At 38.6% G+C, this 16,414-nt stretch carries 8 protein-coding genes; all 8 read left to right on the top strand.

The genetic code is table 11. The features are described from left to right. Positions 1–35: 35 nt before the first annotated feature. The 8 genes from ASE92_RS05875 (at position 36) to ASE92_RS05840 (ending at position 16,354) form a co-directional block, all read left to right on the top strand. The gene (locus ASE92_RS05875) at positions 36–2,261 is read left to right on the top strand and encodes a fasciclin domain-containing protein (protein ID WP_056849109.1); all 2,226 of its coding nucleotides are present in this window, start codon (positions 36–38) and stop codon (positions 2,259–2,261) included. Between the two features lie 5 nt (positions 2,262–2,266). Beyond that, positions 2,267–5,560, top strand: a complete 3,294-nt coding sequence (locus tag ASE92_RS05870) for a SusC/RagA family TonB-linked outer membrane protein (RefSeq protein WP_056849108.1) — start codon at positions 2,267–2,269, stop codon at positions 5,558–5,560. Positions 5,561–5,570: 10 nt separating this feature from the next. After that, complete coding sequence (locus ASE92_RS05865; protein WP_056849107.1) at positions 5,571–7,046, top strand: RagB/SusD family nutrient uptake outer membrane protein; 1,476 nt, start codon at positions 5,571–5,573, stop codon at positions 7,044–7,046. 7 nt (positions 7,047–7,053) lie between these two features. Next, on the top strand, positions 7,054–8,862 hold the full coding sequence (locus tag ASE92_RS05860) for a fasciclin domain-containing protein (protein WP_162237744.1): 1,809 nt from the start codon (positions 7,054–7,056) through the stop codon (positions 8,860–8,862). 60 nt (positions 8,863–8,922) lie between these two features. Continuing rightward, a complete protein-coding gene (locus ASE92_RS05855) occupies positions 8,923–10,365 on the top strand; it encodes a fasciclin domain-containing protein (protein ID WP_056849105.1) in 1,443 nt (480 codons plus the stop codon). Between the two features lie 19 nt (positions 10,366–10,384). Continuing rightward, positions 10,385–13,642: a SusC/RagA family TonB-linked outer membrane protein gene (locus ASE92_RS05850; RefSeq protein ID WP_056849104.1), complete on the top strand. Its 3,258-nt coding sequence runs from the start codon at positions 10,385–10,387 to the stop codon at positions 13,640–13,642. Positions 13,643–13,666: 24 nt separating this feature from the next. Continuing rightward, positions 13,667–15,412: a RagB/SusD family nutrient uptake outer membrane protein gene (locus tag ASE92_RS05845; RefSeq protein WP_162237743.1), complete on the top strand. Its 1,746-nt coding sequence runs from the start codon at positions 13,667–13,669 to the stop codon at positions 15,410–15,412. Positions 15,413–15,898: 486 nt separating this feature from the next. After that, positions 15,899–16,354 carry a hypothetical protein gene (locus tag ASE92_RS05840; RefSeq protein ID WP_056849102.1) on the top strand — a complete coding sequence of 152 codons (456 nt, stop codon included), beginning with the start codon at positions 15,899–15,901 and terminating at the stop codon, positions 16,352–16,354. Positions 16,355–16,414 lie beyond the last annotated feature (60 nt).

The raw sequence follows: 16,414 nt of genomic DNA, 5'->3' as shown, positions 1-16,414 counted from the left end.
TAGTTTTATGGCCGTTGGCATTCAATAAAATTATTATGAGTAAAATTTTACCAAAATTTTTAATCGTCATTTTGACATTTATTGTTATTCTGAGCAGTTGCCGGAAGAAAGAGTTTGATGAATTTTATGGTCGCCCCGAAAATTTAGGCGATCCTATCTATCAGCAGCTCCAGGCAAAGGGCAAGTTTACCAAATTTTTGGAATGTATAGACAAGGCTGGCTACAAGGAAACCTTAAGCACGGCCGGTTCTTGGACAGTTTTTGCACCAACTGATGAGGCGTTTAAAACTTACCTACAAGAAAATTCGCTTACAGAAATTACTGCAGATTTAGCTTCGAAGATTGTCCGTTATTCAATGATTTATGATGGGGAAAAAACGGAAAAACTGAGTGATTTTTTCTCTGTAAAAGGTTTCATCAAAAATACCGCATTTAGAAGGAGATCTGTTTATTACGATTTTGTCTATGACGAGAAAGACAATAACGGCAATCCTATCAAGGCTATCGCTACCAATAGAAACGGAAATTACTTCGCAGGCGATTTTAACAATAAAAGTATAACCTACTTCTTAGCGCCATTTATGGCTTTCTCTGGTTTATCTGCCGCAGATTATAACTTTTTCTATCCTAATATTGCTTACAATGGCAGTAACGTTGGTCCCGCTCATATTTTAGGCGATCAACAAAACATCATTGCAGAAAACGGAGTCATTCACGTAATCGACCGCGTTTTAACGCCACCATTAAGCATTGATCAGTATGTTGGATCTAAACCAGAATACAGTACTTTCAAAAGTTTGTTAGATAAATTTGTAACATACGGCTTAAATGCAGATATATCGCATCGCTACGAAGTATTAACCGGGAAAGCAGCCAATGTATATGTGAAGAGTTATAGCACACTATTAGGTTTCTCGCCAAATAACGAAAACTTTTTGAAGGTAGATGCTAATGATGCTCAGCAAGGTTCTTACAGTGTAATTGCACCTACAAATGCTGCTGTTGATGCTTATGCAAAAAACGTATTATTAAAATACTGGAGAAAAAAAGGCGTAAATACTTTGAATGAACTTTATGTTGTTGCGCCAGATTTAATTCGCGATTATGTTAATTCTCATCTTTACAACACTACTTTGTGGCCAGCTAAATTTGCCATCACCCAAAATGTTTTGGGTGATATAACCAAGCAAAGCACTACCGATATTATCGATAAACAAGTATTGAGCAATGGATTTTTCTATGGTTCTAATAAAAGCCAGGATGCTAACGTATTCTCTACAATTTATGGCAATGTAAATCTCGATCCTGATTACAATATCATGAAACAGGCATTGTTGTATTTCAATTTAACAATTCCGCTTAAAACACCTTCGATTAGATATGTAATTATTCCGATCCCCGATGTTACTTTAAAGAAAATGGGCTTCTCTTACGAACCATTTTTTGTAAGCCAGCCGATTCGTGGAGATTTGCAAGCATTAAGACGCATCTTGCAAACACATATTATTCCATTAGGCAACAGGGCAATTCCTGATTTTAGATCTGGGTCTGGTATTTTGGAAACTTCTAATGGCGAATACATTAAATATAACCGCAATACCTTATTATCGGCAGGTACGCAAGACAGCATTGCGGTTGCAAAACAAACTATTCCTGTTGATTCTATTAACACAACCCCTGTAAACGGTGCTGTAGTTTATGGCAAAGAGGCCTTAACCTATACCGCACTTAATGTTGGTAAACACATCGAAAGATACGGTACAGTAGCTACCGACCCATACTATAACTTTTTTCAATTTTTATTTAATAATGCTACCCTATATAACAAAACAACTGGTGCAATATCAGGAGTAACCGATGGGGTGAGTTATACTGTGTTTATTCCAACAAATGCCGCAATCGTTAATGCTGTAAAGGCTGGCTGGCTACCGGGCAATGTGACTACTGGCGTTCCGAATTTCACCGCTACCGATGGTGCTTCTGTTACCTTGATCAATAAGTTTATCCAATACCACATCATCAATAAAAGTACTGTAGTGAGTGATGGGCAAAAAACAGGTGAATTTGAAACGCTTCTCAAAAGTGATTCTGGCGATGCATCAAAAATAAATGTGGTTATGAATACCACTACTACACTTTCATTGCGTGACGTAACCGGTGCCACAGTGAATGTGCTATTGGGTGCTACTGATAGAAGTAATGTACTATCAAATAGAACAGTTATCCACCAGATCAACTCTTATCTAAAATATCAATTCTAACCAACATGACTAAGAAATATACATATAGTATTTTTATTTTACTATGCTGTTTGCTGTTGTCTTCTATCGCATCTGCACAGCAAATCAATTATGTGAAGGGGAAAGTAATCGACAAGAAAGATCGCCAGCCCATTATTGGTGCCTCTGTAACCATTGTAGATAAAGACCGCAGGGTAATGAAAGGCGTTTCCACTGATATTGATGGAAACTACTCACTTCCGGTTAATGATAAAACTTATAGGATCATGGTTTCCTACATTGGCTATAAATCTACGGCACCGCTTGCCATTGATAAAGCAGTGATCAATTTTCAATTAGAATCTGCAGACAACCAGATGGAGGAGGTTCAAATTGTATCGCGGGCTAAAACGGATAACGGGAGTGGTATGAGTATCGATAAGCGAGATCAAACCTCGGCAGTAGGTACCATCAATGCAAAAGAATTGGAAGATATGCAAGCTGCATCAATTGATCAGGCTTTGCAAGGAAGGTTAGCGGGTTTAGATATCGCGGCCAGTAGCGGCGATCCAGGTGCACCCATGCAGATCAGAATTCGGGGTACATCGTCAATCAATGGTGCGGTAGATCCTTTAATTGTGGTAGATGGTATGCCTTACGATATCACGATTCCATCTGATTTTAACTTCGCTACATCAGACGAAAATAATTATGGTCAGCTTTTAAACATTGCACCATCTGATATCAAAGACATCAGCGTTTTAAAAGATGCTGCTGCAACTGCGGTTTGGGGTTCGAGAGCTGCAAATGGTGTATTGGTGATTAATACCAAAAGAGGTGTTTTGGGTCCACCTAGCATTTCGTACAACTTTAAAGGCTCTTATTCAAAGCAGCCAAGTGCGATACCAATGTTGACTGGTAATCAATATTCCTCGTTAATTTTAGAAGAGTTTTACAATGCGGGGAGGCAGTTTGCTACTTCAGATTTTGCAAAACAGTTTCAGTACGATCGCAACGATCCTTACAATTACTACAATTACAGCAATAACACCAATTGGTTAGAAAGCATTACCAGAATTGGCTACCTACAAGATCATAACTTATCGATCTCAGGTGGTGGTGAGAAAGCAAAATACCGTGCATCAGTCAATTATTTTAATCAAAATGGTACAACTGTTGGAACGAGTTTGGGTCGTTTAAGTGCAAGGGTAAATTTAGATTATACCGTATCAACCAAAATTCGTTTCAGTGCAGATATCGCTTACACTCACATTGATAACAAAAACCTTTATCCAAGTGGATCGAGAGACGCAAATGTGAGAGATGTGGCTTATACCAAGATGCCTAATCAGGCCGTGTATGAGTATGACGAATATGGAAACATTACCTCAAACTACTTTAGTCCGGCTACAACCGCACAGGGAGGATTTGTATACGATTTTGCAAATTCCCGTGTTTTAGGAACCTATAATCCGTTGGCTATGGCGCTCGCAGCAAGTAATCAGCAATTGGGAGAGCGGATCATTCCTAAATTTAGTTTACAATATCAAATCATCCCTGATAAATTGAGGTTAAACGCAAATTTCCAGGCGGATATTAATAATACGAAAGTTAAAAAGTTTTTACCTCAAGTAGCCACAGGTCGTCCGTTCTCTGAAGCTGTAGTGAATTATGCCGGAGATTCTGATGGTGATTCGTTTACTATGGCTACCAATATCACTTTGGCATATACGCCAACATTGGGCAAAAACCACGATTTAATCACTTTTGCCAGATTTGATAGTAACGACAGCAGAAGAACAGGACAAGGAATGTTTGCAACCAATACAGCTTCTTCCTTTTTAGCCGATCCTTCCATTGATGGCAGAACGAATCAAACTGGCTCCGCTTATTCTTCATTTTCGCAAAGCCGTTCTGTTGGTTTATTAGTGAGTGCGCAGTATAAATTCATGGATCGTTATATTGTAAATGGTGGAGTTAGGGGCGATGGAAACTCTAAATTTGGTCCTAATAATCGGTACGGTTTATTTCCATCGGCATCTGTTCTTTGGAGAATCTCTGGAGAGCCATTTATGAAAAACACCACCAAATACATTGATAATTTAGCTTTAAGAGCAAGTTATGGTGTGGTTGGTAACGCTCCAAGAAACGATTACTCTTATTTCAACACTTACCAGAATTATGGTTTCAGTTACTTAGGATCTTCGGGCGTATATCCATCTAATATCGAATTATCAGATTTAAGATGGGAAAAAGTAACGCAGTCTAACGTTGGTTTAACGGTGGTTTTATTAAAAAATTCATTAAATATGGATATTGATGTTTACCGCAAACGTACAACCGATTTATTTTATAATGGCATCGCTATTCCTACCTACAACGGTTATTCTGGAGTAGATATGAATGTGGGTACAATGGATAACCAGGGATGGGAATTCAGCTTGTTTTACACGCCAGTTAAATCAAAAAAACTTCGTATTGATGTGAATTTTAATATTTCACACAATGAGAATATGATTCGTGAGATCTCGCCTTTGGTGCCTAGAGAAAATAACGCTCGGATAACTACCAATAACGCTTTCAAGGTTTATTTGCAGGAAAATAACCCATTTGGTTCATTCTATGGATTTAAATTTAAAGGTGTGTATGTTGATAAAAATTCAACAATTGCCCTGGATGAAAACGGCAACCAAATCGTAGGTCCGAATGGCCAGCAGATATTTATGCGTTTCGCTTATCCATCTATCGATTATGTTTTCCAGCCAGGCGATGCCATGTATGAGGATATCAATCACGATGGAAATATTGATTATAAGGATATTGTCTATTTGGGTAATGGTAACCCTAATTTAACCGGTGGTTTTGGTACAGCTATAACCTTCAATGGTAACCTGCGCTTAGGTGCCAACTTTACCTACAGAACGGGATATCAAATTATCAATGGAACAAAAATTAATACCACCAGTATGTACGGTTTTAATAATCAAAGTACAGCAGTGCTACGCAGATGGAGAGCCGAAGGTGATATCACCGATATTCCTCGTGCTACTTATGCAACGGGTTATAACTTTTTAGGATCGGACAGATATGTGGAAGATGGTTCTTATTTGCGTTTGAGAAGTATTACCCTAAAATATGATTTCAGCAAAAATTTATTGAGACGTATCGGGGTAAGGGGCTTAAGTGCCAATATCATGATGGAAAATATTTTAACCTTCACCAAATATACCGGACAAGATCCCGAGGTTCCTGTTAAGTTATCTACCTTTTCAACAGTAGTAGATAACTCTACCACACCTCCGATAAAAACAATCACCCTAGGTTTAACAGCAAACTTTTAATCAGCAAAAAATGAAAAAAATTATATATAGTGCGGCTGTTGTCATGGTGCTGATCATGTCGAGCTCATGTAAAAAATGGTTAGATACGCAACCTCGTGATGGCATCACCAGACAAGGTTTTTGGAAAACCAAAGAAGATATCCAAGCTGCAGTAGCCGGTTGCTACGCGTCTTTGCTGGCGCCGCCTCCTGGGGTAAATGAGAGATCTTTAATCGAAAACATTTTCGTTTTTGGTGAGATAAGAGCCGATATGATTGATCCGGGACCTGGAGCCTTAAATGATGAAACTGATATTTTTAATGTAAATATTACGCAAAGCAATTCATTGAGTCGCTGGAATGCATTTTACCGCACCATCAATTTCTGCAACACGGTTATAGATAACGCACCATCGGTTCGTGAAATCGATCCAACGCTTAGTGTAGAACAGCTTAATGCCTATTTAAGTGAAGTGTTAACGTTAAGAAGCCTGATGTATTTCTATCTGGTGAAAAGCTATCGCGATGTGCCTTTAAAATTAACGGCAACCACAAAAGATACCGATTTACAAGATTTGCCTAAAACATCGGCAGCAGCCATTTTAACTCAAGTTGTAAACGATCTAAAAAAAGCGGAAGCTGGGGCAGTTACTACGTTTGGCAATACGGTAACAGATAAAGGCAGGGTGACCAAATTTACTGTAAATTCAGTGTTGGCTGATGTTTACCTGTGGATGGATAATTACGAAGGCTGCATCCAGGAATGTAATAAAGTGATTAATTCGCAACGTTTCGCCTTACAGTCAGCAGCCTCTTCGTGGTACTTCAACGTGTTTTTTAACGGAAGTTCTATCGAGACGGTTTTTGAATTCAATAATAAGTCATCCGTTAGCAGTCCTTTGTTTAATGCATTAGGAAGATCTCCTAAAAGATTTTTGGCTAGTTCATATCTGGGTAGTGATGTTTTTATTCCTGATGATGTTGACCCAACCAGGTTTTATGATATTAGAGAAGAAGCCTTTTACCGTGGTTCGGATTTAGCGGTTGTTAAATGGGGAACTGATGCCGTAACATTTATCAACTGGCAGGTTTACCGTATTTCTGATTTGATGCTAATGAAAGCTGAAGCCCTTGCCGAAACCAGCAGAGGTGCAGAGGCACTTGCTTTAATTGAAGAAATTAGGTTAAAAAGAGGAGCCGTTGTAGCCACTTCGCAAACGGTAGATCCTGGCGATAAAGATGCAATATCTGATTATATTTTAGCTGAACGTGCCCGTGAATTTGCATTCGAAGGAAAGCGCTGGTACGATCTTCTTCGCATAGCGAAACGCGATAATTACAAACGACTTGATCTTTTATTAAACATAGTGGCTCAAACTGTTAATCCAGCATTACAACAATCGGCAATTACTAAGTTTAGAGACGTTAACAGTCACTATTTTCCAATTCATGAGGCAGAACTTTTTGCTGATCCTCAACTTGTTCAAAATCCATTTTACACCAAATAATAGCATGATGAAAAATAATTTAAATGGCCGCAATGCAATCATCATGATGGTTGTATTAGCTTTTACATTTGTATTTATAAATGCTTGTAAAAGAGAATCGCTTACCTTAACAACTACAGATGATGTAAATATTACAGGATATCTGGACCGCTATCCTGATCAGTTTTCCATGATGAGACAAATCATGGACCGATCTGCCACAACAGGTTTTTTAGGTGCCTACGGAAAATACACCTTGTTTACGCCAGATAACGTGGCCGTAACGGCATGGCTAAAAGCAAAAGGAAAAGCTGCGGTTGCAGATTTGACGGTTGATGAAGCCAGAGATATGATTAAGTTTCATATTCTGCCTGATACTGTAGCAACCAACCGTTTTACCGATGGCAAGTTACCTCAAATAACATTATATGGTCAATATCTTCAAACAGGTGCAGTTAACCAAGGCGGGATCAGTAGTTACGTGGTAAATAAGATTGCCAAATTAACAAAGTCGAATATTAGAGTAGGCAATGGAATTATCCATGTGTTAGATCATGTACTTGTACCAGCAACTTTAACATTAGCCAAAAGTGTCGAAGCCAATTCTCGCTACAGCTATTTTACTCAGGCATTAAAAGAGACTGGGTTTTATGATTCACTAAACATTGATGGCGCTGCAGCTAAAGACACCACCCGCCGTTTTCAAACTTTAATTTTAGAGTCAGACTCTGCTTTGAAAGCTGCAGGATATTCGAGCTACGCTAGTTTTAAAAGCAGATATTCAAAAACGGGAGATCCTAAAAATCATGCTGATAGTTTATGGTTATACATGGCTTATCACATTTCTACAGGTCCGTCTTACACACCTGATATCATCAGCTCGCCAGCAATTTATACATTGGCACCTAAAGAGGTGATCACAACAAAATTTTCTGGACAGAAAATTTTGCTGAATGAAGATGAATTTAATGGAGTAGTAGAACCTGGTGTTGAACTGAATAGAACTTTTAGCGATGTAACGGCGTCAAATGGCGTATCTCATGAAGTGAAAAAACCATTTGCAATAAAAGTGAGGGTACAATCTGCCGTTTATTTTGATGTTTCTGATCATGCAGATTTGAGAATTAACCCTAAATGGAGAGGCGCCGCTGCCGGAACCATTCCGTTGTATGCGAATGGATTAACCACGGTAAATGGATTGCTTTTCGGTAACGACCTTTCCAAAGTAAGTCAAGGAAGTAATTATGAAAGGGTAATCGTACCTAATGCAACCCGTAAATATGCCTACAACGATTTTTTCAATTTATCGATGGGAGTAAGTACAGCGAGGATTCAATACATCGATATCCGCACGCCGATGTTGGTAAAAGGAAAATATAAAATATGGATATGTTATGCTCAAAACGGAAATTCAAACTTATTTCAAGTTGGTGTGGATGTGGGTAGGCCAGGGGAACAAATTCTGCCAAATTTAGTCGATTTTAGACAATACCTCGGCTCTTCCGGTATTAGTGCAACAACGGCCACGCTACCATCGGCAGATGCTTTAATGTTAACTAACGGTTACAAACGTTACATGGCAACAACTGCCGATTTCCAGGGTACAGCAAGGGGAGAAGTTTCTATAAACGGTTCTGGATGGGATCAACTGGTTGGCCGCTTGGCAGGTACTGCTGATATTCAAACTACTGACAGGCACTGGGTGAGGTTAACTGTAGTAAGCAACGCCGGTCTTAGTAATGCAACCTACTTGGATATGATCCATTTTATTCCTGTTGATGCCGACCAGAACTACCCACGTTTTTCAACCTTTGGAACAGTGTTTAACCGCCCATAACTTATAAAGCCGGGGTAGCAATGCTCCGGCAAACGAATTCTAACCAAAAGAAAATTCTCAATGAAAACAAATATACTTCACACCATATTACTGCTTAGTACCATTTTTTGGCTAAGTGCATGTAAAGATGTATTGGAAGAGCATACAGAAATTGTGAATGTTGATAACACGATCGACGTTTTTCAGAAACTATCTGCGCAACCTAATTTAAGTAAGTTTAGTGATTTTGTACGAAGTACAGGTTACGACAAACTGTTGGCATCATCTCAAAATTATACGGTTTGGGCACCAACAAACGACGCGTTAACTTCTTTAGATGCTGCAATTTCATCCGATCCGGCAAAACTCAAAGATTTTGTAGCCAACCACATTGCTTTAACTACGGTGGTGGCTCCAAAAACCGCTTCAGATACTTTACGCATTCAGTTGATCAATAAAAAATTCGCTACACTGGTAGGCAACACATTTGAAGAAGCTGCTGTTACAGGTGGTGGTCAATTTGTTAAAAACGGTGCTTTATACACCATTGATAAAGCTGTTCCAACTAAATTTAATGTATGGGAGTACATGTTAAGCAGTGCGGATGCACCACTGCAGACTAATTACATCAGCAATATATCATCAATGGTTATTGATACCGCTAATGCAGTGATCATTGGTTATAATAATTCGGGTAACCCGATTTTTGCAGCCAATCCACCAATGGTTTCCAGAAATTTATATTGGACTACCGTGGCCGATCTTCGAACCGAAAATCAACAGTACACGTTTTTTATGCTTCAGGATGCTGCTTTCAATAGTGAAACGGCGAAGCTTACGCCATACTATTCTTTATTCGATAAACTGGGATTAGTAAGCGACTTTACCGTGAAAGGTTTATATACCGCAGATAAATTACCTGATACGTTGCTTTCAACACGCGGAGTTAAAATTCCGATCAGTAAGGCTGCAATAGTAAAGTCTTACAAAGCAAGTAACGGAATTGTACATGTAATGAGTGCACTTCCTTTTAGACTAAAGGATAAAGTACCTACATTCAAAATTGAGGGAGAACTTCCTTTTAGTTTCAGAATAAACAGGGATGGAAATACGCTATACAGAACTAAATTAGATAACAAAGGAGTTCAATATAAAGATATTGAGGTTTATGACCACAGCGTATCAGAATATTACATCAGGTACTTAAGAAGTAACGTGCCGGTGGCTAAATATAAAGTTTATGCCCGGGCAGTTGCAGGTGCCGCAGGCGATGCACAGGTTGCAGCATTTACACAGCGCTATTTTATTTTCAACCCGTTAACCTCTACGCCAACAGCTCCTGTTTATGATTTATTCGCCACTCATAATGTAACGCCACTCAATTATGATGAGGTTTACATGGGCGAATTTACGCCTAAGCAGTTTGGGCTATTAGACCTCAGGTTAACCAGTGCCGCTAGCACAGCTAAAAATGTAAGTACGCTCATATTGGATTATTTGAGATTTGAACCTATTCTTCCATAATCTGAATTATAAATTGACTATGTATAATTTTACCATCATAAAAAAAAGAGTTTCACTTACACTGTTCGGAATGATGTTTGCTACTGCGGTTTTTGCGCAGACAGATACCACAACAACAGATACAAGTAAGTACAGCACCGATACCACAACGGTTAAAGTGAAAGTTAAAAAGCTTGTCGGACAGAAAATAACCGGCATCGTGGTAGATGGCGCAACTAATAAACCTGTTACCGGTGTAAAATTAACCGTAACAGATTTTTCTGGCGCCCTAACCGATGATAAAGGTCGCTTCTCGATTACTGTTCCAGATTATAATGCAACAATCACCATTAGTAATATTGGCTACCACACTAAGTTGCTGGCTGTTCACAAAGGTAAACTCGCAACGATTAAAATTTACCCGAGTTCTTTTGCTTCCTTGTTTACCGAGGTGGTGTTGCCATCGGGTACCCAAAACCTGGCCAGAACTTCATCAGCTATTTCTTATGCCAATCCGCAAGGTGGCTGGACAGTAAATGCAGAAACGCCAGACAGCTATTTGCAAGGAAGAATGGCAGGGTTAAATTCTATTAGAAGATCAGGAACCCCTGGAATTGGAGCCGATTTATTTGTAAGAGGCTTCACTTCACTTTATGCAACCAATCAGCCTTTGTACGTGGTGGATGGAATGATTTTCGACGCCAATTCGTACGGCTCATCTTTAACGGCCGGGCACCGCAATAATCCGCTACAGTTTATTGATGTTCACGATATTGAAAGCGTGAGCTTAATTAAAGATGCAGCAGCGGCAGCAGTTTATGGAACCAAAGCTGCCAATGGGGTAATGATTATTACCACCAACCATGCTAAAGATTTGGCTACTCAGATAGATTTTGCGGCATATAGCAGTATCAACCTAGTTCCAAAAAAACTTTCGGTAATGAATGGAGGTGATTTTAGAACTTATCTTTCTGATATTTTACAAAGCCGTGGTTTGAGCAATAGTGCTATTGCAGCTTTGCCTTACATGAACGATGATCCAAACCAAGCCACTAACCCAACTTATGCCATGTATCACCAAAATACCGATTGGCAAAAAGAAGTTTTCAAACGTAGTTTCAATCAAAACTATTTTCTGAAAGTAAGCGGTGGCGATAACATCGCTAAATATGCACTTTCGGCAGGTTACTCGAAAAATAAAAGTGTTATCGATTCAACGAATAACACAAACTATCACATGCGCTTCAACAGTGATTTAAATTTAACGAAGAAGCTTCAGGCAAGTACAAATCTATCTTTTAGCTATACGGAGCAAAGCTTAAAAGACCAGGGGATTGCTCCACGTACCAACCCAATATTTTTATCGTTGGTAAAAGCACCTTTTCTTGCCAAAAATGAAATTAGTGCTACCGGCGCAGTTTCTCCAAATCTTGCAGAGGCGGATACACTGGGTGTAAGTAATCCCAGAGCACTAATAGAAAAGGGATTGAATCAGAAGAAAGCTTACCGTTTCTTTGGTAACATCGTGTTCAACTATGAATTCAATAAAAATTTCAAGATATCTAACTTAACCGGCTTAACATACGATAAAACACAGGAAACTTTGTTTATCCCTCGTAAAGGCGTAACAAATGAGGTGTTAGAAAATACCATCGGCGATAGCAAGTTGGGTTCGCAAGTAATTCGTTATTCAAACGTTTTTAATGATTTTCGCTTCGCATTCAACAAAACATTCGCCAAAGATCACAACTTAAAAATGAGTTTGGGAACGCGTTATTCAAAAAATTCTAGCGAACAGGATTTTGCCATAGGTTACAATTCTGCAACTGATGTGTTGATTAGTATTGGCAACAGTAATGCTGCCCTACGATTTTTTGGTGGAGATATCGGCAATTGGAGTTCTCTAAATACTTACTTCACTACAGATTACAGTTATAAAGACAAGTACTTTTTAAGTCTGGCTGTAGCGGCAGATGCCTCATCGCGTTTTGGTAGAAGTGATGGAAACACATCAGCAAGTACAAGTGGATACGGATTAAATTTATTTGGTGGCAAAACGGCTCTTTTACCAGCTTTAAGTGGTGCCTGGATTGTATCATCAGAAGATTTTATGCAAGGTTATAAAGGTATAGATCTGCTGAAACTTCGGGCTAGTTATGGCATTGTAGGGAATGATGATATCGGAAACTATAATAACAGACAATACTATGTTTCGCAAAATTTATTGGGTCTCCAAGGTGTGGTTCGTGGCAATGTGGCCAACCCCAATATCCAGTGGGAACGTGTAGCCAAGTTTAATGTTGGAGTAGATGGTTCCTTTTTTAATGAACGTTTAAGCATGAGTTTAGATTATTATGTGCACACCACCAGTAAAATGCTAAACTATATTCCAGTTACTTCAATTGCCGGTGTAGATTCTTATGTTGATAATCAAGGAGGTATGCAAACCAATGGCTTTGATTTTGGTTTGAATGCCCGTGTAGTAAACAAAAAAATAAAATGGGATTTAGGCATTAATCTAGGCCTATACAGAAATAAAATTCAAAGTTTATCCAACGGAAATGATATTGTTACCAATTATGCAAACGGCACATACTTAACAAGAGTTGGCGAAACAGCTAATTTATTTTACGGTCAGCGCACCAACGGTGTTTACGCTACGGATGCCGAAGCTACAGCTTCAGGATTATCTATTGTAAATAGTGCAGGGGTAACCGTACCTTTTAAAGGTGGCGATATGAGGTTTATCGATACCAATGGTGATAAAATTATCAACGGAGCTGATCGTGTGGTGATTGGAAATCCAAATCCGGATCTTTTTGGAAGTTTCAACAACACCCTTGTATACAAAAACTGGACACTGGATGTATTGGTTTCCTTCGTATTAGGAAACGACATTTACAACTACACACGCTCGGTGCTCGAATCGGGAAATGCTTATTACAACCAATCAGAAATTATGAGAAACCGTTGGAGAGGCGAGGGGCAGGTTACCAACGTACCTAAAGCCAGCTTTGGCGATCCGATGGGCAATGCTCAGTTTTCTGATCGTTGGATTGAAGATGGTTCGTACCTGCGCTTACGTTCGGTAAATTTAACCTACAACGTGCCTTTAAAAACGAAAGCGATTAAATATGCTAGAATTTATGCCACCGGAAATAATTTACTTACCCTAACCAAATACCTGGGCTACGATCCTGAATTTAGCGCTACTGGAAGTATTTTCACTCAAGGTGTAGATACCACTTTAGAGCCACAGTTCAGATCGGTTCAATTGGGTGTTAGAATTGGTTTATAATTGATAATTGATAAAAAGATGAAGATGGATTTTAATAAAAAAGTTATTGCCCTTTTAGCAGTAGCCCTGCTTGCAACAGGTTCATGGTCTTGCAAAAAAATAATAGATGAAGAGCCAGAAGCGACGCTTGATGTATCAAATGCTTACCGAAATTCTACCGACGCCGATGCCGCAGTGATCGGTATTTACGGTCAGTTTTTGGGATTACAAAAAACATATATCCTTCAAAATGAATTGAGAGCTGATTTGGTAAACGTTACAGCAAATGCCGATCCTTATTTAAAACAGTTGGCTAACCACAGCGTTACAAAAGATAATCCTTACATAGATCCGAGGCCATATTACAAAGTAATTTTAAACTGTAATGACGCTTTGAAGAATTTCCAATTGATGCGGGATGACTTCCGCATGAGTGTGGATGATTACAACAAACACTACTCTGATATTGGCGCATTAAGGAGCTGGATTTATTTGCAGTTGGGGATTCAATATGGTAGCGTTCCCTATATTACAAATCCGGTGGAGAATGTAGATGACATTAAAAACTTGTCGGCCTATCCACGTATTTCTTTTGAGGAGCTTTTAACAAAACTTATAGATTTTACTGAAAAATTACCTTACAAGGAAGTGTACGCTTATCCAACCGGAAATCCATTGGTGATCACCATAGATGGAAACAATACACAAAAGATATTTATCTGTAAACCATTTGTACTTGGTGATTTATATTTATGGAGCAATAACTATTTAAAAGCTGCAGAGAATTATAGTAAGATATTGAACGTTGAAAACAACAATACCAATATTAACATTGCTTTTGACTCCTATAAAGTAGTTTATTATGGAAATTCTGGCTATAATGATCAGGCTGTACGCTATGCGAAATATCAAGACGAAAGTACTTTGCTGTATGATCAAGGCTGGAAAAGTATGTTTAGTGCTCAAAACACCAATAATGTATGGAATTCGGAGTTTTTCTGGGGTATTCCTTACAGTTCGAGCTTCAAGCCGGGTAATCCGATGATCGAGTTGTGTTCTCCAGTATATGGTAAATACCTGATAAAACCGTCAAAAGCCGCTATCGATAATTGGAATGCGCAAAGGCAGAACAGTGGTATTCCTTACGATGCGAGAGGTAGACTATCTTATGAAACAACTGCTACTGGGCCGGCAATTACTAAGTTAACCGATAATATTATCCCAGTTACAAACCTAAACAAAGGTGGTAAATGGGGCATTTATCGTGCTGGATTATTGCATTTACGCTATTCGGAGGCAGCTAATCGTGATGGTAAGAGTAAATTGGGCTGGGCATTGTTAAACATTGGTATCGCCAATACTTTTTACACCGGTACACGTTCCTCAGCTGGAGCACCAACACCAGTATCATTTGATGAAATTAATACCATGCAAACGCCTTATCCGGCACCTTACTATCTGGATGCTAGAAACAATAATGATTATAAAAGCCCCTGGTACCGCAATACAGGTATTCGCAACCGTGCTGGCCTAACTCCGCTTGATGCCAGTTTGCAAAGCGATATGATTGGTTTAGAAGGAAAGCTAATTGATGAAGGCGCTTTGGAATTGGCTTTCGAAGGCAATCGCTGGCCAGATTTAGTGCGGATAGCTAGACGCCAGAATAACCCTGCTTTTTTAGCGGAAAGGGTTTACCAAAAGCTTTTAAAAGATGGCGATCCAACAGCTAGCTCAGCTAGAGCAAAGCTGCTAAATCCTGAAAATTGGTATTTACCTTTTGAATGGAAATAAACACCAAGATTCAATTTAAAAACCTTATCAATAATGAAGGTTTTTAAATTGAAAATTTTTTATATAAATAATATATTTATTAGTAAAAAATAACTTAGATTTGTTTAACGTTTTAAACTTGCTTTAAATGAAGTAAAATTTTGAAAATAAGCAAGGCTCTTTAACCAAATATTCATCAAAAGCAAACCAACCGTACCCATCTGGTTTCAATTTTTAAATATGAATTTCTGGAAATAAAGAGCATAACTGCATAACGTTATATACAAGATAATTTCAGTCGTTGAGGCTGCAAACATAAAAAATTACCTGACTCATAACAGGTATATATTTGGTTAGAAAAAGGGACAGTTCCGGATGGATTGTCCTTTTCTGTTTTTAAAGGTTTTATAAAAATAACTATCGCCCTGCTAACTATCTAATTGCTTTTAAATGAAAGCTTTGTGCTTTTATTAAGAATATTTATCTTTAACATACATCCAAAATGATATGAGAAGTACTTTTCTAGCCTTTGTAATGGTTTTTTGCATCTTTTCCTGTAAAAAAGATAACAATGCAACTACCACCGAGACACTAAAAGGAAAATGGTCAACCGGCGGTTACGATATCATCCTCTATAATTCATCGGGAGAAGTGGTTAGCCACTCCGTTGTAGACGCCATTAAAACTTATTGGACCTTTGATCAAAGTCAAATTAAATTATCCAACGATATCAATGCCGATGTTAAAACATCAAATTATAAAGTGCTCAATACGGTTGGTACAAGAACGCTTATGGTTGAAAATGCTGCCATTGCCACCTTCAATAACTGGATAGTTGATGAGCTGTCGAGCAATGCAATGGTCATTTCCGCACAAATTAATGATAAATCTCAACTCACTTATGGGAAAAATCAGGTAGCTGCCAAAGGTGTAAAGGCTATATATTTAAGCAGAGAACCATAGTTAGGTGATAAGTCGTTTAGCATAAGTTTCCCATTCTTCAAATGGCAGGATACTACAGGA

The organism is Pedobacter sp. Leaf41 (assembly GCF_001422545.1).
In the GTDB taxonomy this organism is placed as follows: domain Bacteria; phylum Bacteroidota; class Bacteroidia; order Sphingobacteriales; family Sphingobacteriaceae; genus Pedobacter.
This window is presented reverse-complemented; position numbering and strand designations above follow the sequence as displayed.

What these genes read in the sequence shown, in the direction of transcription:
- ASE92_RS05875 (WP_056849109.1), top strand. Translation starts at nt 36, where the DNA reads ATGAGTAAAATTTTACCAAAATTTTTAATCGTCATTTTGACATTTATT.
- ASE92_RS05870 (WP_056849108.1), top strand. Translation starts at nt 2,267, where the DNA reads ATGACTAAGAAATATACATATAGTATTTTTATTTTACTATGCTGTTTG.
- ASE92_RS05865 (WP_056849107.1), top strand. Translation starts at nt 5,571, where the DNA reads ATGAAAAAAATTATATATAGTGCGGCTGTTGTCATGGTGCTGATCATG.
- ASE92_RS05860 (WP_162237744.1), top strand. Translation starts at nt 7,054, where the DNA reads ATGAAAAATAATTTAAATGGCCGCAATGCAATCATCATGATGGTTGTA.
- ASE92_RS05855 (WP_056849105.1), top strand. Translation starts at nt 8,923, where the DNA reads ATGAAAACAAATATACTTCACACCATATTACTGCTTAGTACCATTTTT.
- ASE92_RS05850 (WP_056849104.1), top strand. Translation starts at nt 10,385, where the DNA reads ATGTATAATTTTACCATCATAAAAAAAAGAGTTTCACTTACACTGTTC.
- ASE92_RS05845 (WP_162237743.1), top strand. Translation starts at nt 13,667, where the DNA reads ATGGATTTTAATAAAAAAGTTATTGCCCTTTTAGCAGTAGCCCTGCTT.
- ASE92_RS05840 (WP_056849102.1), top strand. Translation starts at nt 15,899, where the DNA reads ATGAGAAGTACTTTTCTAGCCTTTGTAATGGTTTTTTGCATCTTTTCC.